At 55.2% G+C, this 22,558-nt stretch carries 19 protein-coding genes; 15 read left to right on the top strand and 4 right to left on the bottom strand.

Annotated features, from left to right (window positions below; all coding sequences use genetic code 11):
- Positions 1–55: 55 nt before the first annotated feature.
- On the bottom strand, positions 56–520 hold the full coding sequence (gene cadR, locus L0962_RS05835) for a Cd(II)/Pb(II)-responsive transcriptional regulator (protein WP_234085413.1): 465 nt from the start codon (positions 518–520) through the stop codon (positions 56–58).
- A gap of 82 nt (positions 521–602) precedes the next feature.
- Between cadR and L0962_RS05830 the strand changes: the two genes are divergently transcribed.
- Positions 603–2,846, top strand: coding sequence for a cation-translocating P-type ATPase (locus L0962_RS05830; protein ID WP_234085412.1), 2,244 nt, complete (start codon positions 603–605; stop codon positions 2,844–2,846).
- A 38-nt stretch (positions 2,847–2,884) separates the two neighbouring features.
- Here the strand turns inward: L0962_RS05830 and L0962_RS05825 are convergent, their stop codons facing one another.
- Positions 2,885–4,216: a heavy metal sensor histidine kinase gene (locus L0962_RS05825; protein ID WP_234085411.1), complete on the bottom strand. Its 1,332-nt coding sequence runs from the start codon at positions 4,214–4,216 to the stop codon at positions 2,885–2,887.
- Positions 4,213–4,896, bottom strand: a complete 684-nt coding sequence (locus L0962_RS05820; protein ID WP_234085410.1) for a heavy metal response regulator transcription factor — start codon at positions 4,894–4,896, stop codon at positions 4,213–4,215. The genes L0962_RS05825 and L0962_RS05820 overlap by 4 nt, the downstream gene beginning before the upstream one ends.
- A 144-nt stretch (positions 4,897–5,040) precedes the next feature.
- On the opposite strand from L0962_RS05820, the gene L0962_RS05815 reads away from it, so the two are divergent.
- The 12 genes from L0962_RS05815 (at position 5,041) to L0962_RS05765 (ending at position 18,690) form a co-directional block, all read left to right on the top strand.
- Complete coding sequence (locus tag L0962_RS05815; protein WP_173579476.1) at positions 5,041–5,418, top strand: hypothetical protein; 378 nt, start codon at positions 5,041–5,043, stop codon at positions 5,416–5,418.
- A 135-nt stretch (positions 5,419–5,553) separates the two neighbouring features.
- A complete protein-coding gene (gene czcI / locus L0962_RS05810) occupies positions 5,554–5,898 on the top strand; it encodes a cation efflux protein, CzcI family (protein WP_173579475.1) in 345 nt (114 codons plus the stop codon).
- Positions 5,899–6,022: 124 nt separating this feature from the next.
- Positions 6,023–7,345 carry a TolC family protein gene (locus L0962_RS05805; RefSeq protein ID WP_234085409.1) on the top strand — a complete coding sequence of 441 codons (1,323 nt, stop codon included), beginning with the start codon at positions 6,023–6,025 and terminating at the stop codon, positions 7,343–7,345.
- A 15-nt stretch (positions 7,346–7,360) separates the two neighbouring features.
- The gene (locus tag L0962_RS05800; protein WP_234086213.1) at positions 7,361–8,959 is read left to right on the top strand and encodes an efflux RND transporter periplasmic adaptor subunit; all 1,599 of its coding nucleotides are present in this window, start codon (positions 7,361–7,363) and stop codon (positions 8,957–8,959) included.
- A 16-nt stretch (positions 8,960–8,975) separates the two neighbouring features.
- Positions 8,976–12,161, top strand: a complete 3,186-nt coding sequence (locus L0962_RS05795; RefSeq protein ID WP_234085408.1) for a CusA/CzcA family heavy metal efflux RND transporter — start codon at positions 8,976–8,978, stop codon at positions 12,159–12,161.
- 87 nt (positions 12,162–12,248) lie between these two features.
- A complete protein-coding gene (locus L0962_RS18285) occupies positions 12,249–12,554 on the top strand; it encodes a zinc ribbon domain-containing protein (RefSeq protein ID WP_367398018.1) in 306 nt (101 codons plus the stop codon).
- 229 nt (positions 12,555–12,783) lie between these two features.
- Positions 12,784–13,728 (top strand): cation diffusion facilitator family transporter, encoded by a 945-nt coding sequence (locus L0962_RS05790; RefSeq protein WP_234085407.1) that lies wholly within the window; start codon positions 12,784–12,786, stop codon positions 13,726–13,728.
- Positions 13,729–13,756: 28 nt separating this feature from the next.
- The gene (locus L0962_RS05785; RefSeq protein WP_234085406.1) at positions 13,757–14,182 is read left to right on the top strand and encodes a hypothetical protein; all 426 of its coding nucleotides are present in this window, start codon (positions 13,757–13,759) and stop codon (positions 14,180–14,182) included.
- 136 nt (positions 14,183–14,318) lie between these two features.
- Positions 14,319–14,948, top strand: a complete 630-nt coding sequence (flgB, locus tag L0962_RS05780; RefSeq protein WP_234085405.1) for a flagellar basal body rod protein FlgB — start codon at positions 14,319–14,321, stop codon at positions 14,946–14,948.
- A 332-nt stretch (positions 14,949–15,280) separates the two neighbouring features.
- Positions 15,281–16,357 (top strand): DNA-binding protein, encoded by a 1,077-nt coding sequence (locus tag L0962_RS05775; protein WP_234085404.1) that lies wholly within the window; start codon positions 15,281–15,283, stop codon positions 16,355–16,357.
- Positions 16,358–16,688: 331 nt separating this feature from the next.
- Positions 16,689–17,735 (top strand): DUF3800 domain-containing protein, encoded by a 1,047-nt coding sequence (locus tag L0962_RS05770; protein ID WP_234085403.1) that lies wholly within the window; start codon positions 16,689–16,691, stop codon positions 17,733–17,735.
- 184 nt (positions 17,736–17,919) lie between these two features.
- The gene (locus tag L0962_RS05765) at positions 17,920–18,690 is read left to right on the top strand and encodes a UPF0489 family protein (protein ID WP_234085402.1); all 771 of its coding nucleotides are present in this window, start codon (positions 17,920–17,922) and stop codon (positions 18,688–18,690) included.
- 189 nt (positions 18,691–18,879) lie between these two features.
- Here L0962_RS05765 and hsdR read toward each other — a convergent pair whose 3' ends face one another.
- A complete protein-coding gene (gene hsdR / locus L0962_RS05760; protein ID WP_234085401.1) occupies positions 18,880–21,279 on the bottom strand; it encodes an EcoAI/FtnUII family type I restriction enzme subunit R in 2,400 nt (799 codons plus the stop codon).
- A gap of 162 nt (positions 21,280–21,441) precedes the next feature.
- Here hsdR and L0962_RS05755 point away from each other — a divergent pair, with 162 nt between their 5' ends.
- Both L0962_RS05755 and L0962_RS05750 read left to right on the top strand, forming a co-directional pair.
- A complete protein-coding gene (locus tag L0962_RS05755; RefSeq protein WP_234085400.1) occupies positions 21,442–21,675 on the top strand; it encodes a hypothetical protein in 234 nt (77 codons plus the stop codon).
- 464 nt (positions 21,676–22,139) lie between these two features.
- The gene (locus tag L0962_RS05750) at positions 22,140–22,550 is read left to right on the top strand and encodes a hypothetical protein (RefSeq protein ID WP_234085399.1); all 411 of its coding nucleotides are present in this window, start codon (positions 22,140–22,142) and stop codon (positions 22,548–22,550) included.
- The last annotated feature ends 8 nt before the right edge of the window (positions 22,551–22,558 follow it).

Below are 22,558 nucleotides of genomic sequence, written 5' to 3'. Positions count from 1 at the left end.
TTATTTTGTAGTCAATAACCAGGATTGGGACTGCACCAAGTACCGCACTTACGATTTACTGTGATGTTCTATGTGAAGTGCCAACATGGACGCCGGCAACATGGTTGGTCGGCATCTTTTCGTTGGCTACAGACTGAGACAGCTCCTTTAGGATGCCGCAGTGCTGAACCTGGCGATTGTCTGGGCAGCGTTGGCGTAGTTCACGCAGTTGCCGCTCCAGTTCCTGCAGTTCGACAATTCGTTGAGCAACGTGGCCGATGTGCTCGTCCAGCAGTTGGTTGACCACGGCACAGTTTTCGTCAGGCGACGCCTTGAAATTCAGCAGAATGCGGATCTCATCAAGGGTCATGTCCAGGCTGCGGCAATGGCGTACAAATATCAACTGTTCCAGATGGGGTGATGAGTAGATGCGGTAGTTGCCTTCGCTACGCATCGTTTTCGGAAGCAACCCGGCTTGCTCGTAGTAGCGAATTGTTTCTGCACTCGTATCTGCCTTTTTCGCCAACTCACCGATTTTCATGGATATCTCCTGACGTGGCTTTAGCCTGTTGACCTTGGAGTGACTTTAGAGTTTCTAATGGTGCCATCACTTGGAGACAGCCATGAAACAGATTAACGATCCTTCCCCCCCGGTAGATGCCGGACAACATTGTGGATGCAAGACTGGATGTGCCTCAAAAGCAACGTCAGAAATTGCTTCTGCTACTTCAAGAGAGTCGGTAGCGGACACCAATTGGGGAATTTTTCGTATTCCAGCCATGGATTGTCCCAATGAAGAAAATGATATCCGCAAGGCGCTGACTGGCATTGAGGGGATTCGGTCACTACGCTTCGAACTGTCGTCCCGGACCCTGACCATCGATGGCGAGCAGTCTGCTCAGGAAATCGCGTTACAGGTCGTCCGCCAGCTCGGTTTCGAAGCGCAGCCCATCGAGCATGAACAGAAGACCGAAAGCCCATCAGGTCTCGGCGAGATCAGTAAAGCATTGATCGCACTGGCATTGGCCATCGGAGCCGAAGCTTTGGATTTCTTTGCACCTGATACCCTGCTACTCAAGGGGCTGGGCATGGCGTTGGCAGCGGCTGCCATTGCGTTCTCTGGATTCTCCACCTATCGCAAGGGATTGTCCGCATTGCGGCGCGGTCAATTGAACATGAACGCCCTGATGGGTGTGGCGGTGACTGGCGCTTTCCTGATCGGTCAATGGCCGGAGGCCGCTATGGTCATGGCGCTTTACGCCATCGCCGAACTAATCGAGGCCCGGTCCGTCGATCGGGCTCGCAACGCCATCAAGGGGCTCCTCGCCTTAGCCCCGGAAACCGCAGAGATTCGCCAAGGCGACGGTGGCTGGCGGGAGACGCCGGCCGACAAGGTTGTCATCGGGGCACAGGTGCGGGTCAAGCCTGGTGCCCGCATCCCGCTGGATGGACGAGTGACCGCCGGCAGCAGTGCCGTCAACCAGGCGCCGGTCACCGGCGAGAGCATTCCTGTGGACAAGACGACTGGCGATCCTGTTTTCGCCGGCACCATCAACGAGACCGGCATGCTGGAATTCGAGGTGACGGCTGCCGCCAACAACACGACCCTGGCTCGCATCATCCATGCAGTCGAGGCAGCCCAAGGCACGCGGGCTCCAACCCAGCGTTTCGTTGATCGCTTTGCCGCCATTTATACGCCGGCCATTTTTGCAATTGCCGTGGCCGTGGCCATTGGCGGCCCCTGGTTGTTCGACTGGATGTGGACACAGGCGCTCTACAAGGCACTGGTTCTCCTGGTAATTGCCTGTCCCTGCGCGCTAGTTATCGCTACGCCGGTTACAGTTGTCAGCGGACTGGCCGCAGCCGCTCGGCGCGGCATCCTGATCAAAGGCGGCGTCTATCTGGAAGAAGCTCGCAAACTGCGCGTCATTGCTCTCGACAAGACCGGCACAATTACGGAAGGCAAGCCTCGTCTGGTAGCCACAGAGGTGCTGTCCCCCTCCGATCCAGAAGCAAAGGTGCTTTCCTGGGCCGCCAGCCTGGCCGGCCATTCGGACCACCCCGTTTCGAAAGCAATTGCCAAGGGACTGAATCTCCCGGAAAACGGTCTAACCGACTTCACCGCGCTTCCGGGTCGCGGCATTGAAGCCCGCCTAGATGGACATAACTTGATACTGGGCAACCATCGGTTGATTGAAGATCGCGGATTGTGCAGCCCCGAGATCGAGGCGCGTCTTGCCGTTCATGAAAATCAAGGGCGAACCGCCACTCTGCTGGCTACCGAGGATCGGGTACTGGCCATATTCGCGGTGGCTGATACCATCAAGGAAAGCTCGCGGGAAGCAATTACCGATCTGCATCGCCTTGGTGTCACGTCGGTCATGCTCACCGGCGACAACGTCGCAACCGCAACCAGTATTGCCCGCCTGGCAGGGATCGACGATGCACGAGGCAATTTGCTGCCGGAAGACAAGTTGGCTGCAATTGAGGAATTGCAGGGGCGTCATGGCCCGACAGCCATGACCGGTGATGGCATCAACGATGCGCCCGCCTTGGCACGCGCCGATATCGGTGTCGCCATGGGCGCTGCCGGCACCGATACCGCCATGGAGGCCGCCGACGTGGTCATCATGAACGACGATTTGCGGCGTATTCCGGAAACCATCCGTTTGTCCCGCCAGACACACGCCGTGCTCTGGCAGAACATCGCACTGGCCTTGGGCATCAAGGTCGTATTTCTCGGGCTCGCGGTGTTCGGAAATGCCACGATGTGGATGGCGGTATTTGCTGACATGGGCGCCAGTCTGCTGGTCGTCGCTAACGGCCTGCGAACGTTGCGAACCTCTGCGCCGCAAACCAGAGACTGAAGACCCGTTGGCCTGCATCGGCGAAAGCAGCGAGGCCGTCAGCAGTCCAGTCGTACGCCTATTTCGGTCTCGCCATCGGCGGATATTGCGAATGCCTCCCCGTCATGCATCCGGGCAATCGCGCTTACGATGGCGAGACCCAGTCCATGATTTTGGTGGCCGTGACTACGTGACGTGTCTACGCGGAAAAAGCGATCGAAGATGTGGGGCTGGCTTGCAGCAGGAATCGGTTCCCCCTGGTTGATCACCGAGAGCTTTAGTTGTCCATCTGCTTCCGGCGCTATCCGGATCAAGATTGCACTTCCGTGCTCAGCATACCGGGCCGCATTATTCAGTAAATTGGACAGTACGCGCCGTAGCAGTGCAGCATCGAATAGGCCGGATGCATCACCTTCAATCGACAACTGAAGGTCGGACTCAATCAGCACTGCTTCATAGTAGTCAGCCACCTCCGTGCAGAGTTGGGCGAGGCTTTGAACGGGTATCCGCCGGGCTTTTGCACCCCGGTCGGCTTGCGACAGGAACAGCATGTCATTAACAATGCCCGACAGCCTGTGCATTTCTTCGAGATTCGCACCGATGCAATCACGCAGATTTTCATCCTTGTCGTTGCTACGCAAAGCCAACTCACTGCTAGCGATGATATTCGCCAACGGCGTTCTCAATTCGTGCGCTACATCGGCATTGAATCCTTCGAGCTGCTGGTAGGCTTTTTCCAGTCGGTTTAGCAAATCGTTGAACTGATCGACAAGCACTTGTAGCTCGGCGGGAATCCCCTCAGTTTCCAACCGTTTGTCGAGGGAAAGTATTGCGAGACAGCGTGTTTGCTCAGCCAGTGTCCGAATGGGGGTCAGCCCAAAATAAACGAGCAGGTAACCGCCCACGGTGATCGCAGCACTGCCGATCAATGCAGCCCCCCAGAGAATGGCTGCGAGGCGATCCAGAATAGCCTCGTCGGGTGCAGTGTCGAGCGCCAATTCGGCAACGGCAAAATCTGTCCTCGAAGCTTCCTCGGGGAGTGCAAGCGAGAGAAAGCGCGCTTTTAACGGCCACGCACTTGGCGTCGAAATGAAACGAGCCTCACCCAATCTATCGAGTAACTTGAGATGCAAGTCCCGATTGATCTTCAGAAGATCTTCCAGATCATGCTCCAGTGTTCCCGGTTGCAGGTGTGCCGGCGTTTCTTCAAACAGGTGCTGAATTGCCGTACTGAGCTTTTCAAGGCGTAGATCCTGTTGTGACTCAAGATTGATTTTGACCGAGAAAAATACTCCGAGACACAAACATCCAAGGACACCCAAACTTAGTGAGGCGAGCCAGCGTACAAGGCGACCGCTCAGCGTCGGATTAATCTGTTTGCCAAGTTTCATTCGCGCATTTCGAGGACATAACCCATGCCTCGTACGGTGTGCAGTAGTTGGAGCTCGAAGGGTGTATCCATTTTGGCGCGAAGTCGCTTGATCGAAACTTCGACTACATTGGTGTTGCTGTCGAAATTCATATCCCAAACCTGCTCGGCAATCTCGGTACGCGATAGCACCTCGCCTTGTTTCCTCAGAAACAGAGAAAGCAGCAGGAACTCCTTGGCACTCAGGTCGATACGCTGACCATTCCTGGAAACCTTGCGGCGAGCCAGATCCATTTCAAGATCGTGCAATGCCAGACGGTTTGACGTGCTTTCCGGTTGATGCTGCGCCGAGCGGCGCAGCAGTCCCTGGATTCGAGCGATCAGCTCAGAAAAGGCGAACGGCTTGACCAGATAATCGTCGGCGCCAGTCTGCAAACCGTTGACCCGGTCTTCCACTTTACCCAGCGCGGTCAGCATCAAGACCGGGGTTTGTTTTTGGGTACGCAGGGCAGCCAGCAAGGCAAGTCCGTCCATGCCAGGCAGCATGGAGTCCAAGATGATGGCGGAGTAATCAAACTCCAGACTCATGTGAAGTCCGGTTACTCCGTCATGGGCAAGGTCGACAACGAAGCCTGCCGTACCCAATCCTTTTTGCAGATACTGGGCAAGCTTTTGCTCATCTTCGACAACCAATAGTTTCATTTCTTTCCAAATCGAAAGATGTCAATTTTGTAAACTTCCTGTTGGCGTTCTGTCAGTGCTGTTTTTTTATAGTTCACCCATGCCGTTCAGTTGTTCGGCATACATCAAAACCGATGAACGAAACATCAATGAAGGAGTTCCATCATGAACGTCAAACAAGCCCTTTCCATCCCCGTTCTTTGTGCCGGTTTGCTCCTGTCAGGTCAGGTGTTGGCCGACTCGGTCATGCACAGCACGCCGGAGGGCGCGACAAAATTCTACCCGGCGCACGGTTCGGGCAGCAAATCCGCCCAGCAAGTGCAACAGGAACTCGATGACTTCAAACGCAATCCAGTAAGTGCGGACGGCCAGTATCGTTATGTTGGCGGTGATCAAGGCTGGGTGCTGATTCCGCACGAATATGCCTATCGCGATGGGAAATGGCAACACGTCGACAAACTCCAGCACAACACACCTGCGCCATCCGTGCAAATGACGCCGGAAGAAAAGAAGCAACGCGAGGCGTTGTACCAGGGTGGTTAATTCCGCCCCGAGGACGGATATGTTGTCCATCGGACGATGACCAGGAAAACCCTGGTCATCAGCAACTCGCCTTTCCATACATTCCCCCCGCAGGCTTACTGCTTGAACACATTTTGTTCTGTTACCATTCATCCCATGCGTCGCTGGCTATCTATTTTCCTGTTGATTGTTTTGCCGCTCCAGATTTCCTGGGCGGTCGCAGCGACCTATTGCCAGCACGAAACGGGATCGACGAAGCACTTTGGTCATCACGACCATAAGCATCAAGCCGAGGATGGCGAGAAGCTTGCGAAAGGCTCGGTCTCTGATGTGGACAATGATTGCGCAGTCTGCCATGCAGGCTGTGTTGCTGCATTGACCTCGTTCAGCAGTTTGCTGCCCAAGGTGGGGGCTGTTGCTGATCATTTTCGGACAGTCCTGCTTTGGGCTTCCCCTCCAGACGAACAGCCTGAGCGTCCTAACTGGTCCATCTCCGCCTAATCGGCGGGGCTTGGGCATTTTCCCAAATCTAATTGCTGCGGCCTAAGCCGCGTGCTGTGCCACTCTGTCAGTCAGATGGCGCCCCGCCGATTCCCCAACGTGTATTTCATCACTGGAGAATCGGATGTACCCAAGAAATTTTGCTGTCACGTTGCTGCTCCGAACCTTGTTCGGATTCTCAGTGCTTGCCAGCACAAACCTATCGGCGCAGATGCAGGACGCGCTGTCTGTTGCGACGTTTGCACCTGCGCTCGCCAAGGAACCATCTGGTTCCTTGACCCTATCGGCGGCCATTGATCTCGCGCTAACGTTCAACCCGGAATTATCTGCAGCCACGAACGAATTGCGTGCTGTCGAAGGGGCCGTAATCCAAGCTGGGGTTCTGCCCAATCCGGAAATTTCGACTTCCGTTGAAGATACGCAGAATAAGGCCACGCGAACCACAACTATCCAGCTGAGCCAACGGATCGAGCTTGGTGGCAAGCGCTCGGCTCGAATTGCCTCTGCCGAGCGGGGCCGTGATGTAGCAGCAGCCGATCTGGCAGCGAAACGCCTTGACATACGCGCAACCGTGATCGGGGCCTTCTTCGATGTTCTGGTTGCTCAGGAGCGTATTCAACAGGCCGAGGACTTGCTCGGCCTGGCCCAACGCGCTAGCCAGGCGGCTTCACGACGCGTGACTGCCGGAAAAATATCGCCGGTTGAGGAAACAAAGGCCCGTGTGGCGGAAGCCTCGGCACGAGTGGAGTTGAATCAGGCACAACGCGAACTGGTGTCGGCCCGCAAGCGTTTGGCCGCAAGTTGGGGAAGTTCGACGCCACGGTTCGAACAGGTCGAAGGGCGTACCGATTTGTTGCCGCCGGTCCGTTCCGCCGAAGAAATCACTCGCCGCTTGAACGCTTCTCCAGCACTTCTTCGAGCACGCCACGAAGCCGATCGCTTTTCTGCTATCGCCGACTTGGAGCGTTCTCGCCGGATTCCTGACGTCACCGTCAGCCTGGGAACCAAAAAGGCTGAAGAGCTTGGGCGCAACCAAACCATTGTGGGTATCTCAATTCCCTTCCCGATCTTCGACCGCAATCAGGGCAATGTGCTTGAGGCGCAGCGTCGAGCCGACAAGGCTCGGGACGAGCTCAGTGTTACCGAGGTTCGTTTGGGTGCAGAGATAACACAAAACGAGGAACGTCTAAAAGCCCTGGTTGTTGAAGCACAAGCCTTGCAAAGCGAAATCATGCCGGGCGCCCGTAGCGCCTATGAGGCCGCCAGCAAAGGATTTGAACTGGGGAAATTCAGCTTTCTGGAGGTATTGGATGCACAACGTACTTTCTTTCAGGCGAGAGCCCAATACCTGAGAAGTTTGTCCGACGCTCATCGGACCGCTGCCGAACTGGAGCGCTTCCTGGGCTCCATCGATTCAATGCCATCTGCTGTGCCCAGCCGTCCGTAGGAGCTCGTCGTGAAAATGAATTTCAACAAGAACACTTTCAATCTCACCAGAAAGCAAGGGATCGCCATTGCCGTGATTTTGGCGACAGGAATTGTCGCCGGCACTTGGATACTGGGGGGCAGTACTTCCCAACCTGCTGGAGAACAGCATGAACACGCCAGCCATGCAGAAGCCAAGGGGCATGCCGATGCCGAGCATCATGGCAGCAAAGCTGGCGATGGTCACGAGCATGCCAAAGAACATGGAGATGCAGAGCACCATGAGGATGAGCCCCAATCGGGGCCGCATGGTGGCAAGCTTTTTACCGAGGATGGTTTTGGTCTGGAATTGCTGTTGTCCGAAGATGGTGGTGAGCCAGGTTTCCGTGTCTGGTTGTTCCAGGAAGGAAAGCCGCTTGCACCAACTGCAGCAAAAGTCTCGATAACACTGACGCGACCGGGTGAAGAGAAGCAGGAAGTCCTTTTTTCAGCCGAGAAAGACTATCTGAAGAGTACCAGCCGAATTGCAGAGCCGCATGTGTTCGAAGCTTCCATATCGGTGCTAATGGGAAACACCCCATTCCTGTTCATCGATACCCGGGAAGAAGGAAAAATCGAGCTAACGGACGAGCAAGTTAAAGCTGCTGCCATCGGTATCCAGAGGGCCACTCCCGCCAAAATCAAAACAGCGGCTCAGCTTCCCGGCGAAATCCGGTTTAACGAGGACCGTACCGCGCATGTCGTACCTCGTCTTGCCGGAGTCGTCGAGAGTGTTCCTGCCAATCTGGGACAAACGGTCAAGCGCGGTCAGATTCTGGCTGTGATCGCCAGCACTGGCCTTTCGGAACAACGCAGCGAACTTCTGGCAGCACAGAAACGCTTTTCGCTCGCCAAATCGACCTATGAGCGAGAGAAGAAGCTCTGGGAAGAAAAAATCTCTGCCGAACAAGACTACCTGCAAGCCCAGCAAACTTTAAGGGAAGCCGAAATCGCCGTTGCCAACAGCCAGCAAAAGTTGATTGCGCTGGGTGCCAGTGCCACGGTTTCGGGCAGCCTCAATCGTTATGAAATCCGCGCACCTTTCGACGGCATGGTCGTGGAAAAACACATCGCACTTGGCGAGGCAGTCAAGGAAGATGCCAGTATTTTCACAATTTCCGACTTGTCTTCCGTATGGGCGGAGATTGTCGTTCCTGCCAAAGATCTGAACGTCATCCGGGTTGGTGAAAAGGTTGTTGTTAAGGCAACTGCCTTCGACTCGAAAGCCGAAGGCAGCATCTCCTACGTGGGTGCATTGCTCGGACAGGATACGCGCACGGCCAAGGCGCGGGTCACTTTGGCCAACCCGAAGATGGCTTGGCGTCCTGGATTGTTCGTGAATATCGAAGTCGTTTCCAGTGAAGCCGAAGTTCCAGTCAGCGTTCAAACCGACGCCATTCAGACGATTGGTGACAAGAGCGTCGTTTTCATCAAGGTGCCTGACGGCTTCGTTGCACAACCGGTGACCTTGGGCCGTTCGGATGGCAAATTCATCGAAGTGGTTAGTGGAATGAAAGCAGGAACCCCTTATGCAGCGTCAGGCAGCTTCGTCCTGAAGTCGGAACTCGGCAAGGGTAGCGCCGAGCACAGCCACTGAGGCGAGGGAGAACAACATGTTTGAACGCATCATCCGCCTCGCCATCGAACACCGCTGGCTGGTCTTATTGGCCGTCCTCGGGATGGCCGGCTTGGGAGTCTATAACTACCAGCGCCTGCCGATTGACGCCGTACCCGATATCACGAATGTCCAAGTACAGATCAATACGGCAGCGCCGGGCTATTCGCCGCTCGAAGTCGAGCAGCGAGTGACCTTTCCGGTCGAGACCGTCATGGCCGGCCTTCCCCATCTGGAGCAGACGCGCTCCCTGTCGCGTTACGGGTTGTCGCAGGTTTCGGTGATTTTCAAGGATGGAACGGACATCTATTTTGCCCGCCAACTGGTCAATCAGCGGATTCAGGAAGCCAGGGAAAAACTCCCTGCCGGAATAGCGCCGGCAATGGGGCCCATCTCTACTGGCCTGGGTGAAATCTATCTCTGGACGGTAGAAGCAGAGGACGGCGCCAAAAAGCCGGATGGCACTCCCTATACACCGACTGATTTGCGCGAAATACAGGATTGGATCATCAAGCCGCAACTGCGCAACGTGACAGGCGTGACTGAAATCAACTCGATTGGTGGCTTTGCCAAAGAGTATCAGGTAGCACCCAGCCCGGAAAAGTTGGCTTCCTACGGCCTAACTCTGCAAGACGTGGTAGTCGCCATCGACCGCAACAACAGTAACGTCGGTGCCGGTTATATCGAGAAGCGCGGCGAACAGTATCTGATTCGTGCTCCTGGCCAAGTGCATAGCATCGAGGATATTCGAAACGTCATCCTGGGCAATATCCAGGGCGTGCCGATCCGTATCCGCGACGTGGCCGATGTTGGCATCGGTCGCGAGCTACGTACTGGTGCCGCCACTGACAACGGGCGTGAAGTCGTTCTGGGTACCGTGTTCATGTTGATTGGCGAGAACAGTCGCACCGTCTCACGGGCGGTCGACCAGAAAATGGTCGAAATCAACCGCAATCTGCCGGAAGGCATCAAGGCAGTGACAGTCTATGACCGTACCGTCCTGGTGGACAAAGCGATCAATACCGTCAAGAAGAACCTTCTGGAAGGGGCGATCCTAGTCATCGTCATTCTATTCCTGTTCCTCGGCAACATGCGGGCAGCTGTAATCACCGCCATGGTGATCCCGCTCTCCATGCTGTTTACCTTTTCGGGGATGGTGACCTACCAGATTAGTGCCAACCTAATGAGCCTCGGCGCTCTTGACTTCGGGATCATCATCGATGGTGCAGTCGTCATTGTAGAGAACTGTGTTCGCCGTTTGGCCCATGCCCAGGCACATCACGGGCGACCGTTGACCCGGACCGAGCGCTTCCACGAAGTCTTTACCGCTTCGAAAGAGGCTCGCCGAGCGCTGCTATTCGGTCAGCTCATCATCATGATCGTCTATCTGCCGATCTTCGCGCTCACCGGCGTCGAAGGAAAAATGTTCCACCCCATGGCTTTCACCGTGGTCACCGCGCTCGTAGGTGCCATGATCCTCTCCGTCACCTTTATTCCCGCAGCAGTCGCACTGTTTATCGGTGAAAAGGTGGATGAAAAGGAAAACTTCCTGATGCGGGCAGCCAAGCGCTGGTATGAGCCCGTTCTGGCTGGTGTCATGGCGAACAAGCCGGTAGTCCTGGTCTTCACGACGGTGATGGTTCTTCTCTCTGGCTTGGTCGCTACGCGCATGGGGAGTGAGTTCGTACCGAGCCTGAATGAAGGCGACTTCGCGATTCAGGCACTGCGTATTCCAGGAACCAGTCTTTCGCAGTCAGTAGCCATGCAGCAACAGTTGGAAAAGGGGCTCAAGGCGGAGTATCCGGAAATCGACAGGATTTTCGCGAGAACGGGAACGGCCGAAATCGCCTCAGATCCGATGCCTCCCAATATTTCGGACGGCTACATCATGTTGAAACCTGAAGCGGAATGGCCGGAGCCACGGAAATCACGGGATGAACTGCTGACAGCTATCCAAAAGACCGTTGGAAGACTGCCGGGGAATACCTATGAGTTTTCCCAGCCGATCCAGTTGCGTTTCAATGAGTTGATCTCAGGGGTACGCAGCGATGTTGCCATCAAAATATTTGGTGACGACATGGATGTGATGAACGATACGGCCAGCAAGATTTCTGCTGTATTGGAGAAAATTCCGGGCGCTTCCGAGGTCAAGATAGAGCAGACGACGGGCTTACCTATGCTGACCGTGAATATTGACCGGGAGAAAACGGCGCGCTATGGACTCAATATTGGTGATGTCCAGGATGCAATCTCGACAGCGATTGGTGGTCGAGAAGCAGGAACCATGTTTGAAGGTGACCGACGCTTCGATATTGTCGTGCGATTGCCGGATAACCTTCGTTCTGATCTCGAATCACTAAAGCGTTTGCCGATAGCTTTGCCGAAGGGGGCTTCTGCCGGAAATGGGGTTGATGTACGTACGACCTATATCCCATTGGGGGAAGTCGCCAGTCTTGAGATTGCACCGGGTCCGAACCAGGTCAGTCGGGAAAACGGTAAGCGTCGGATTGTTGTTAGTGCCAATGTTCGGGGACGAGATATCGGCTCCTTTGTTGGCGAGGCTCAGAGCCGTCTAGCCGAGGTCAAGATTCCAAGCGGCTACTGGACCGCCTGGGGCGGAACTTTCGAGCAACTGGAATCGGCCTCGCAGCGTCTCAAGATCGTGGTGCCCGTGGCCTTGCTTTTGGTATTCACGCTGCTGTTCGCGATGTTCGGGAACGTGAAAGATGGACTGCTGGTGTTTACCGGCATTCCGTTTGCGCTGACAGGCGGCGTTGTCGCACTCTGGCTAAGGGACATTCCGCTCTCGATTTCGGCAGGTATCGGTTTTATCGCCTTGTCCGGGGTAGCGGTGCTGAACGGCTTGGTGATGATTTCCTTCATCCGCAATTTGCGTGAAGAAGGCCGCTCTCTGGATGATGCCATTCACGAAGGGGCGCTGACTCGACTGCGCCCTGTGCTGATGACAGCATTGGTCGCCTCGCTCGGTTTTGTCCCCATGGCCATTGCGACAGGTACCGGTGCGGAAGTCCAACGCCCGCTGGCTACCGTGGTGATTGGTGGAATCCTGTCGTCGACGGCGCTGACGCTTCTTGTGTTGCCGCTTCTATACCGCCTTGCTCACGGCAAAGATGCCGATGAGGAGGACTTCACGAAATCAACAGACCAGCCATCTGAGGCCTAGCGTTTTCCGTTCGTGACCGGGGGCTCAGTGCCAGATTCGGCATAAACCGTCGGTCACTCATTCATCTACTCAACTACGGAGGCTGTTATGGGATTTTTTGAAAAACTCTTGCGAGGAGTCGCCGGTTCGCATGGCGGAGATCATCATGGCCGTGAACGGAACAGCGGACATCATGGCTGGGGGAATCGTTATCCCTCAAATTCAGCGCCACCCACCAATAGCGCTACCGGTGGCCCCTCATGCCCGAAGTGCGGCTCTGCGACCAACCCTGGGGGACGCTACTGCGCCCAATGCGGCACAGCCTTGGTGCCCAGCAATTGTGCGGACTGCAATGCGAACCTCGCCCCGGGTACTAAGTTTTGCCCGAATTGCGGCAAGGCGCAGCAGTCCTGAGCTTGCTGTCATCCCTCATGGTCAAGCACATGATCCACAGCCACCTTGGGTTCCAGTTCCTCATGCTTACTCTGGGGCTGATTCTGACTTTTCTGGTGCTTTACGGATGGTTTTGCTGGCGGGAAGGCAGGCGCGGTAAGGCACCAAAATATTCAAAAAACCTTCTGCTTCGTCTCCAGATGACGAAGCAGAAATGGAAGCGACGCCCCGATGATCAAGGAGGGGCCGCATGAGTTCGAGTCACACCCACGCGCTCCCGAGTACCGAAAACGAGCGTGCCCTGCGCTTTGCCCTGGCGCTGACTGGCAGTTTTCTTATTGCCGAAGTCATTGGCGGCGTACTGACCGGCAGCTTAGCTCTCATCTCGGATGCCGCGCACATGTTGACCGATGCTGCTGCGCTCGCCATCGCATTGGCGGCCATTCGCGTTGCCCGGCGCCCGGCCGATCGCCGGCGAACCTATGGCTACCACCGCTTTGAGATTCTGGCGGCAGCCTTCAATGCCTTGCTGCTGTTTGCCGTGGCGCTCTACATCCTGATTGAGGCTTACCGACGATTCACCTCCCCGCCCGACATCCATTCGGTTGGGATGCTCGTGGTTGCCAGTATCGGCCTCATCGTCAATCTGATCAGCATCCGCCTACTGAGCGGGGGGCAGTCAGATAGCCTCAACGTGAAGGGTGCCTATCTCGAAGTGTGGAGCGACCTTCTGGGGTCGATCGGCGTGATCATGGGCGCGGTGGTGATTCAGCTAACCGGCTGGTCCTGGGTAGATCCGCTTGTGGCTGTAGCCATTGGCCTCTGGGTTTTGCCACGCACCTGGATCTTACTGAAGGACAGTCTGAACATCCTGCTCGAAGGCGTGCCCGAGGGCATCGACTTAGGAGATGTGGAGCAGGCCATGCTAGCCGTGCCAGGCGTACTCAGCATCCATGACCTGCATCTCTGGTCGCTAACGACCGGCAAAACCAGCCTGACTGCGCATGCGGTTTACGACCAGACCTATTCCCCTGAGAAAGTTTTGATGCCCGCCTTACAGACGGTGTTGGCCAACCGCTTCAAGGTAGTCCACACGACGCTGCAATGCGAAACAAAACCCTGTGCGCACCAACCGGAAGGTTGCACCTACGTCGGCAGCACACCCGAGCACGACGATAACCCAAATTTTCATTAACCGATTTATCAACTGACATGGAGCTCCCATGAAACTTTCCACGGTACTTTCAACGTTACTCCTTGCTTGCTTCGTTAATCTGGCATCCGCTGCGGACGACCATAAGGGCCATGCCCATACCGAGAAACCGGGCCAGTCCCACGTCCATGACGCCAAGCCACAGCATGGTGGCGTCGTATCGGTCATCAAGGACATCAACTATGAGTTGGTGGCGAAGACAGACTCCATCACGCTCTACGTGACCGATCACGACCAGCCTGTCGATACCCGAAATGCGTCAGCTACCATAACGCTGCTGTCTGCATCAGACAAGACCGAAGCCAAATTGCTGCCAGCTGGAAGTAACCAGTTGCGTGCCCAAGGAGCCTTCAAGATCCAAGCCGGCACAAAGGCTGTCGCCATAGTCAAACTCGGCGACAAGTCTGGCCAGAGTGTTCGTTTCGTCCTGAATTAGGCGAGATGCTCACCTTACCGCCCATTCGTTCACTGACAGCCCAGGCAAGGGGGCAGTGCAATGCGTGGGCGGTACCCCTTAGGAAATCGGACACAGCCAATAGCTCCCACGGCCGTATTTCATCCAACGAGCTTCTATGTCTGAGATTTCAGCTTTGTTCCCGGTAAGGCCGGGGGGATTTATTGGAAATGCAGCGCCTCGCATCTCCGACGCAGGTGAAACTCAAAGCTCGGCAACATTTTCTAGCATCCTTGAAAACGCCGTCGCACGTTCGGCGGCTGCCAATGTTGCCTCAAGCGACAATCTCGACCCCGCCGGGAAATTGACTCTTGGCACAACGCATTCATCTCACTTACCAGCGAACGAGAACGGCTTAGGCAAGAAAAACGAGGATTTCCAACAAAAAATGCTCGGAATAAGGGCCTATAGGCAGCAAATTCTTGCGTCTAATATCGCCAACGCTGACACCCCTGGCTACAAAGCGATGGATATTGATATTGCTGAGGCCGCTGGTGGCGAGCAATCTCCTCCTCTTCAATTGAACGCCTCCTCGCCGGGACATTCGAAGGGCAATTCTTCTTGGCAGTCGCCACCCGTAAACCTGAAATATCATGTTCCTTCTCAGGCTGCGGCTGACGGAAATACCGTTGAAATGGATATTGAGCGCCAGAAATTCGCAGAGAACTCATTGATGTATCAATTCACCCTTGACCGGGTTGGTGGTGAGTTCAAGCACATGAAAGAGCTATTTCAATCACTGAAATAACAGGGGGCTTTTGTGGGTCGGTCTCGTTTCATTTTTCAACCCCGGGGCATTACCGCCGACACACCCGCATGGATCAAATCACTGGCGTGGTGGATTACCTAACGGAACGACGAACCCCAGAGTCACGTTTTTGAAAGCCTTTGGGCAGAAATTGTCAGGAAGCAAACCTTCCATTTCGTACCATCCCTACATAGTTTTTCCGCTCCGTTGCCCATCACAAGAAATAATCAACCATTATCGCGTCTTATAATATAGACATTCACAGCCTTGAATTTTGTAGATTTGGTATGTAATATCGTAATACGTAATACGGTACGAAATTTGAGGATGCTATGGCCAGAGCTGGAATCTACAAGTCAGAAGTGGTGAGAGCGCGAGACAACCTATTGGCGATGGGGCGCTACCCGTCAATCGATGCCATCCGCGGCGAATTGGGCAACACCGGCTCGAAAGGCACGATTCACCGCTACCTCAAGGAGATCGAGGAAGAGGAAGGCGGCAGTACGGGGCCTCACGTTGCCGTGAGCGAGGCCATCCAGGATCTGTCGGCCAGACTCGCAGAGCGCCTGCATCAGGAAGCCGATCAGCGCTTGGCGGCACTGACCGACAAGCACAAGGCGGAAATTGCTGCGCTGAATGATGCAATGGCTGCATTACGTAACGAAAGCGAGTCGTTCCGTGGGCAGGCTGAGCGCCAGGCCTTGGAACTGGCGGCAGAAAAAATGGCCCACACCGAAACACTGGCCACGCTTCAGGAAGAGAGAATCGTTCGGGCGCAAATGACTCAGCGCATCCAGGACATGGAGGGGCAACTGGCAAAGGATGAAGCGTACCGTGTATCGCTGGAAGAAAAGCACCAGCATGCCAGAGAGGCTCTGGAGCATTTCCGCACTGCGGCGAAGGAACAACGGGAGCTGGATCAGCGACAGTTCGAGCAGCAGATTCAGTTCTTGCAGGGCGAATTGCGCGCAGCCAAGGAAACGGTAAACGCGAAGCAGCAGGAACTCATCCGCAGCCACCAGGACAATGCCCGTCTTTCCAGCGAGCAGGCTCATCTTCGTAGCGAGTTACATCGTTTGGAATCTGAGATTCGTCCGCTACGTACAGCCCGGGAACATCTGGCTGTTTCCGAACTGAAGAATCAGCAGTTGGAAGAGCACCTAGCCCAGAGTGCTGCCCGCGTTGATGAAGTGGTCGTGGAAAACCAAAGCTGCACAGAAAATTTAAAGGATGCGAATCAAGCCAAGCTCCGCTTGGAGACTGAATTAACGGCAGCGAAGGCTGTGTTGGCCAGCCAGGAACAAATCCTGCAAAGACTCACCGTCAATCAGACACCGGCAACGAAAAGCAGCGGACAGCGCAAAGAAAGTGCCGAGAACCAAGAATCGCTCTTTGACCCGGAAAAATAATGAGGGAGGTCAGCGTTATGCGGCTTTTCGGGCCAGCCAGGATGCTGTTGCCAGTTCCCCAAGCGTGAATGCGAAACCTCGGCTAAATTGACCGCCCAATCTCAACGCACCTGACCATCAAATATCACCACATTGACCAAGTGACATCAGGCAACAACCCGCCAGGAGCGGGCATTGCCGGCGCTGAAATCCCCAGCACCTTAACGGCTGTTCTTTCCTACTGAAGCCGACTGTCGGTCCGGATAACGCCAAGACGGTAATTCGACCTTTGCAGACATTCACACGTCCTGCATAAAATGTCGGTTCCCCTGGCCATCTAGAGAAAAGCCCAATGGAATGTTTCCGGATTGACGAGAGCGGTTACACGGGGTTCGATCTAATGAACCTAGAGCAGCGCTTTCAAGGGGCTGCTGCCATTGCAATTAGCGATGACGAGGCAGCACGCTTGATCCGGGAGTATTTTCCCAAACTGCAAGCTCCTGAACTCAAATACCGTTCGCTCGTACGCCGGCCTGGCTACCACCGGCCGCTTCTAGACTTGCAACGCACCGTGCTGTCCCAACACAAGTGCGTGACCTATGTCTGCGACAAGCGCTTTCTGCTGGTCTTGATGTTCCTCGACTACGCTGTAGAGCCCTTCTATTACGAGGGCGGAGTCAATTTCTATGAAGATGGTCAGAACTACTCGCTGGCTTCTTTACTCTACAGGGCAGGCCCGACCTTGTTTGGCAGTGAGGCATTCGATGCTTTGCTAGTTGCCTTCCAGCACGCAATCAAGGAGAAAAGCCAGGAAGCCCTGCGCGAGTTAGTGCTAGCGGCCAGGCGCCTGAAATGGCAGGAGTTACCTGAGGCTCTGGGGCCTCTGGTGCAGGCATCGCCAGAGTGTCTGTCCGCTATAGCCACTCCTGGTGTCACTACGGATGCGGCGATGGTGGTGTTGCAGTCCTTGATCAGCCGAATGGAGGTAATGGCTGATGGGCCATACCGGGTCGAACACGACCAGTCAAAAAACCTACTGACCTATCACGATTTGCTGCAGAGCTACATCGATCACCAGCACGAGGTCGAATTCAGACAATCCAAAATTGCTAGTCTTCGGTTCCCTCTCAAGCTGACTTCTGTCACTCAGGTCGACTCGAAAAGTAGTCCCGCAGTGCAGATTGCCGATGTCATGATCGGGGCTATCATCGAAGCAGCGAATGGACTGACGGGACTACGCCCCCCTTTGCTTGATCCGAAAGAGGTGATGTCGCTTTATGGAGAAACTCAGTTCATCCACCTAGTGCCATCGCTCAATTTCGCTGAGCAGAAGGAATTCCGGAAGGGTACGCAGGCTGCACAGATGATTGACTATTTCGCGAAGAACTTTTCCCCTTGAAAGTCAGCAACGAGCCAGGAGTGGAAATTTCATTTTGATTTGTGAATAGGCCGGATTGGGTCAAATTGAGCCGGTCAAGTCGGATGCGATTCAGTGGTCGACAAAACGCGATTCCGCATGAACGTCTAGTTGCATGGTTTCAACGCCACCATGCTCATCAGCGAACCGAAAAACTTAGGAAAGCATGGAGTCCAACGAGCACATTCGACCACCGGGAACCTACTATGACATCGTTGCACATCCGATTGATAGACAGCGTGCAATCGAAGTGGCGATCGTTCAGGACCATCGTTTCGCTTTCTTCTATTGGCTCAAGTGGCGCAACAAGCAAGCCGAGCAGCCCAATCCGCCAACACTGATTTCTCTGGATTGGCATCAAGATCTTGTTCAACCCTGCGAACTCGAATGCGACTGGCTCAGCGCGCTTGATACGGCCGATTACAAGGCTGTTAGTTACTTTTGCTGGGATAAGTTACATGCCTTAAACGATGGCCACATCCTGGCTGCGGCTTACCTCAATTTGATTGGCGACATCCACGTTGTGCAAAAGCAACGTGATGAATGCCCGAAGAATTTCGTGGATATCGAAGGGCGGCAGCACCTGGTCCGCTGTTATGACTCCCTGGAGCAATTAAGCGAGGCGATTTCCGGGCAAGGGCACGATTCGGTTATCCTCGATATCGACTTGGATTACTTCACTGAAAGTCCGGACCCATGCGGAGGAGGCGACAAGCTTCAACTGGTCGGCCCAGACGAAATCCAGGCATGCCTTGATCCTGCAAGCCCGTTCATGTCGTGGATTTTCCCGAGAATGACGGGAATGACCATCGCGACTGAGCCAGAGTTCTGTGGCGGGTTAATGAACTCGAACCACTTGTTCAACGTGGTGTGCGGTACATTATTCGATCCGCCACTGTTGAGCCATAAGGCCGGCTGGCGCCATCAGTCGAAATAGCCAACGCTGGATTTTTTACACCAAATCCGATGGTTAGCAGGGTTTTTCGAGGATTTCACATGAATCCCGGCCGACCCGGCAGGAAAGGTTTTCGCGGGTGGTGAGGGGGGCTTTGGCTTTACGCGGTGCGCGGGATTTTTTTTCGGTTGTACTGGTGGATGCTGCTTTGACCATCGGGTTGAACTTTCTTTATTGGTACAGGGCGGTTTGCAGGCGTGCAACCGCGTCCTTCATGCCACGTACCCCGCCGAAATGCCGCGTGGCGATTTCGGAAGGGCTGCCGTAGCGATCGAAGGGTTGGACTTTCATCAGATCCGACAGTGTATTGAATTGGAGGATGCCGCGCTCGATATAGCGTTCGAGCAGCAGCGTCAGGATCTCGCGGGCGGTTTCGCCGTGCTGCGTAAATAGATCCTGTGCCTGGCGGCGCGCCTGGTCAGCCCGCTGGCGACGAGTCAGCAGGGGGGCATTCCAGGCGAGATGGCAGAGGAGGTCAAAGGGATCTGCATCGGGCTGCTCGCTGCTGGCGGCCAGTTCCTCGAAACTGATGCCACGCTCGGTCAATTCGCGCAGCACTTCGCTGCGCGTGTCGGGGTTGGCCCAGGCGGATTGCAGTGCGTCGCGCGTCGGATACAGCGTGCGTACGGCACGGCCGGAGTATTCCGTATATTTCACGACTTGCAACTTCTTGCCGTCAGTGTCGAGGTCGTAAACCAGATGGCCGATGACCTCGACTTCGCCGCCGTCAATGTAGAACTTGCGGGGCTCGGGCGGCGGTTCATCGATCGGCAGACCCGTCCCAGGCCCGATTTGTTCTTCGGGCATTTCGTATTCAGTAGCCAGATCGTCCTGCGTCACATCTGCTTCAGCTTCGGCAGTCCCGACTTGCTCGCCGGCTTCATCAACGGTCACTTCCTCGATCCGCGCCGGATCGCCGTCGAAGTCCGGGTCGGCAAAGTGGCGCGTGGCTGTGCCGGTGAAGTCGATGATGTTGAAATATTCCTTGCCGTAATCTACCTTTAGCCGCGTGCCGCGACCGACGATCTGCTTGAATTCAGAGCGGGAGCCCACTACGCGCGCCAGCACCACGTTTTTGACCATCTCGGCGTCGACGCCGGTGGTCAGTAGTTGGGAGGTAGTCAGGATGACGGGTGTGGGCTTATCCACGTCTTGGAAGTGCGACAGATGAGTCAGGCCAATGGCGCCCTCGTCGGCGGTGACACGACAGACGTAATCGGGGTACTGCTTGACGAGGTCGCTGTTGAGGTTGATCAACTCCTGCCGCATTTCGGCCGCGTGCTCCTGATCGACACAAAACACGAGAGTTTTGGCAAACCTGTCGGTTCCTTTGAGTAGGTCGGTCAGGTGGCGGGCCATTGCCCGGGTACGGGAGCGCAAGGCCACGACGCGTTCGAAATCCTTGGTCTGATACTCCTCGTCAGGCACCTCTCGGCCGTAGCGATCCAGCTCGTCCTTGCTGGGCCGCCAGCCGGCGGCATCTACGGTAGTGATGACGCGGTGCACGCGGTACGGGGCCAGAAAGCCATCCTCGATGCCCTGGCGCAGGCTGTAGGTGTAGACCGGGTTGCCAAAGTATTCGTAGCTGTCGCGGGATTCCTCGCGTAGCGGCGTTGCGGTCATGCCGAATTGGACGGCGGGCTCGAAATAGTCGAGTACAGCCCGCCAGGCGCTTTCATCACGGCTAGAGCCACGATGGCATTCGTCGATGATGATAAGGTCGAAGAAATCCCGGCGGTACTGGCGGAATACATCGGCGCTGGCGGTTGAAAGCGCCTGATAGATGCCGAAATACATGTCACGGCTCTGACTGACATCGCCTCCGGCAATCTTGTGTCGGGCATCGCCGAAGGGAGCGAACATCTTGGCCATTGGGTCGTCGACCAGGATGTTGCGGTCGGCGAGGAACAAGATTTTCGGGCGGCGGTATTCGCTGGTGCGGTTCCAGCGGCTGTTCCAGAGCTTCCAGCAGATTTGGAATGCGACGCAGGTTTTGCCAGTGCCGGTGGCTAGTGTGGCCAGAATCCGCTTCTGTCCGAGCAGGATGGACTCGATGACTCGGTGAATCGCAATTTGCTGGTAGTAGCGCGGTACCTTGCCGGAAACCAGATTGAAGGGCTCCAGGAGATGTGGCGCACCGGTTTGCGGTAAATGGGAACCAGTGGTCAGGCGGGCAAACAATTCATCCGGCGTGGGATAGCGGTCGACCTCGCGTTCGGTGCCGGTGACGTAATCGATCTCGATGATGCGGCGACCATTGGTTGCATAGGCGAATTTGAGGCCGAGGATCTCGGCGTATTCCCGCGCCTGTTGTACGCCGGTTTCTGCGGGCAGGCCGATCTCCTTCGCCTCCACCACTGCCAGCGGATAGTCGCGACGGTAATAGAGCAGGTAATCGGCCCGCTTTTGCTGGCCGCGGCGGACTTTCCCGCCTGCGACGATGATGCGGCCGTTGGTGAAGGTGCGCTGTTCACCGATGCTGTGTGGTGCGGCACCCCAGCCGACCTCAACTAGCTTCGGCGTGACGTATTCGCGGCAAGTATCTGCTTCCGTCATCGTCCCATCGCGCATTGCCTTCCCCTTGGGTTCTATCTTTTGTGGTTGCCCGATTGCGTTGGCATAAGTGGCGCATTTTATCGCTGTGCTACATCGCCAGCCATCGTCCGGTCGGGAAGTTTTTCAGAAACGCTGAAACGGGGTGAGTAAATTGGTCTGGAAAGATAGGAGGTGGCAATGAATTTCTCGCGAGCAGACTGGGTTGAATTTCTCCGCCGTATGGGGAAAAACTTGTTCCGTGACGCGTGGTATCCAACCGTTGCTATCGGAATTGCACAGGCCATGATTAGCCCGGAATCCAGCCTTCTCGACTGCCTGGCAACGGCTGCGGTCTTGCTGGCGTTCATTACGACCACGGCAATGTTCTGCTTTGCAGTGAGCTGGGGGATTTCCCTCGGTAGCGACGATTGACCGTTGGAGAGGCCAATGAATATGTTTAGATGGCTGGGCAGCTTGTTTGATGATGCCGACTCGGTGTGTGCCTCGCTGGACATATGCGAGCCAATGTGCCTGATGGATGACGATGTCTCGAATCCGGCGAACGGGCTACCAATGATCGGAGGATTTGCTGGGGTTGATATCGAGGGAAATCTGTATGGGACGGACTTGTCTCATGAACCCAATATGGAAAGATTAAATCATTGGGAGGGAGCCTCAGGATTTGACGGGGATTGGTAATTCGGAGCTTCTGTCTTCCATTGGACTCTTGAAACGCCATATGCAGTTGAATCATCTTGAAGCGGGCCTGGTGTCTCCGAAATGTTGGCGATCACGTCCATTAATACACCTACCCCCGGCTTTTCGGCGGAATTCGTGGCTTCCTTGCTACCGCCAGCCGCAAGATACTTCCAGAACAAAAAACTCTTGGAGCAGCCATGACGGCGCTGGATCAATTTGAAAGCGAAACACTGGAAGACTTGAGTATCAGCTTTGTAACGGATGTCTTCACGGTTTGCTCCGGACGCTCACAGATTCGTATCAATGACAGTATCCCCGGGTTTGATAGCACGAGAGGTGAGGTGTTCATTCACAGCCTGAATTCGAAAACTATCTGGATGCCTGCCTGTCATGTTCTTCAGTGTTTGACCCACGAAGAGATCTCCGTTTTGAAATTGCTGCCCCGATGGGACGGAAGCAACGAGTACCAGATAAGCTCTCAGGTGCTTCGTATTATGGGCGCGGCAATCAGCAGATATCTTGGCCATAAAAAGCGTGATGAGGATTCCGAGGGGCGATGGTTTAAAGAAACCATAACGAATGGCCATGCAAGACGAGAGTATTTGTAGAACTGCTC

The organism is Azonexus sp. R2A61, assembly GCF_021401135.1.
Lineage (GTDB): Bacteria > Pseudomonadota > Gammaproteobacteria > Burkholderiales > Rhodocyclaceae > Azonexus.
Note: the sequence above shows the minus strand (reverse complement) of the source record. Positions and strands in the feature narration are given on the sequence as shown.

Excerpts from the sequence above, each read along its gene's own strand:
- cadR (WP_234085413.1), bottom strand. The coding sequence starts at position 520 with ATGAAAATCGGTGAGTTGGCGAAAAAGGCAGATACGAGTGCAGAAACA.
- L0962_RS05830 (WP_234085412.1), top strand. The coding sequence starts at position 603 with ATGAAACAGATTAACGATCCTTCCCCCCCGGTAGATGCCGGACAACAT.
- L0962_RS05825 (WP_234085411.1), bottom strand. The coding sequence starts at position 4,216 with ATGAAACTTGGCAAACAGATTAATCCGACGCTGAGCGGTCGCCTTGTA.
- L0962_RS05820 (WP_234085410.1), bottom strand. The coding sequence starts at position 4,896 with ATGAAACTATTGGTTGTCGAAGATGAGCAAAAGCTTGCCCAGTATCTG.
- L0962_RS05815 (WP_173579476.1), top strand. The coding sequence starts at position 5,041 with ATGAACGTCAAACAAGCCCTTTCCATCCCCGTTCTTTGTGCCGGTTTG.
- czcI (WP_173579475.1), top strand. The coding sequence starts at position 5,554 with ATGCGTCGCTGGCTATCTATTTTCCTGTTGATTGTTTTGCCGCTCCAG.
- L0962_RS05805 (WP_234085409.1), top strand. The coding sequence starts at position 6,023 with ATGTACCCAAGAAATTTTGCTGTCACGTTGCTGCTCCGAACCTTGTTC.
- L0962_RS05800 (WP_234086213.1), top strand. The coding sequence starts at position 7,361 with ATGAATTTCAACAAGAACACTTTCAATCTCACCAGAAAGCAAGGGATC.
- L0962_RS05795 (WP_234085408.1), top strand. The coding sequence starts at position 8,976 with ATGTTTGAACGCATCATCCGCCTCGCCATCGAACACCGCTGGCTGGTC.
- L0962_RS18285 (WP_367398018.1), top strand. The coding sequence starts at position 12,249 with ATGGGATTTTTTGAAAAACTCTTGCGAGGAGTCGCCGGTTCGCATGGC.
- L0962_RS05790 (WP_234085407.1), top strand. The coding sequence starts at position 12,784 with ATGAGTTCGAGTCACACCCACGCGCTCCCGAGTACCGAAAACGAGCGT.
- L0962_RS05785 (WP_234085406.1), top strand. The coding sequence starts at position 13,757 with ATGAAACTTTCCACGGTACTTTCAACGTTACTCCTTGCTTGCTTCGTT.
- flgB (WP_234085405.1), top strand. The coding sequence starts at position 14,319 with ATGTCTGAGATTTCAGCTTTGTTCCCGGTAAGGCCGGGGGGATTTATT.
- L0962_RS05775 (WP_234085404.1), top strand. The coding sequence starts at position 15,281 with ATGGCCAGAGCTGGAATCTACAAGTCAGAAGTGGTGAGAGCGCGAGAC.
- L0962_RS05770 (WP_234085403.1), top strand. The coding sequence starts at position 16,689 with ATGGAATGTTTCCGGATTGACGAGAGCGGTTACACGGGGTTCGATCTA.
- L0962_RS05765 (WP_234085402.1), top strand. The coding sequence starts at position 17,920 with ATGGAGTCCAACGAGCACATTCGACCACCGGGAACCTACTATGACATC.
- hsdR (WP_234085401.1), bottom strand. The coding sequence starts at position 21,279 with ATGCGCGATGGGACGATGACGGAAGCAGATACTTGCCGCGAATACGTC.
- L0962_RS05755 (WP_234085400.1), top strand. The coding sequence starts at position 21,442 with ATGAATTTCTCGCGAGCAGACTGGGTTGAATTTCTCCGCCGTATGGGG.
- L0962_RS05750 (WP_234085399.1), top strand. The coding sequence starts at position 22,140 with ATGACGGCGCTGGATCAATTTGAAAGCGAAACACTGGAAGACTTGAGT.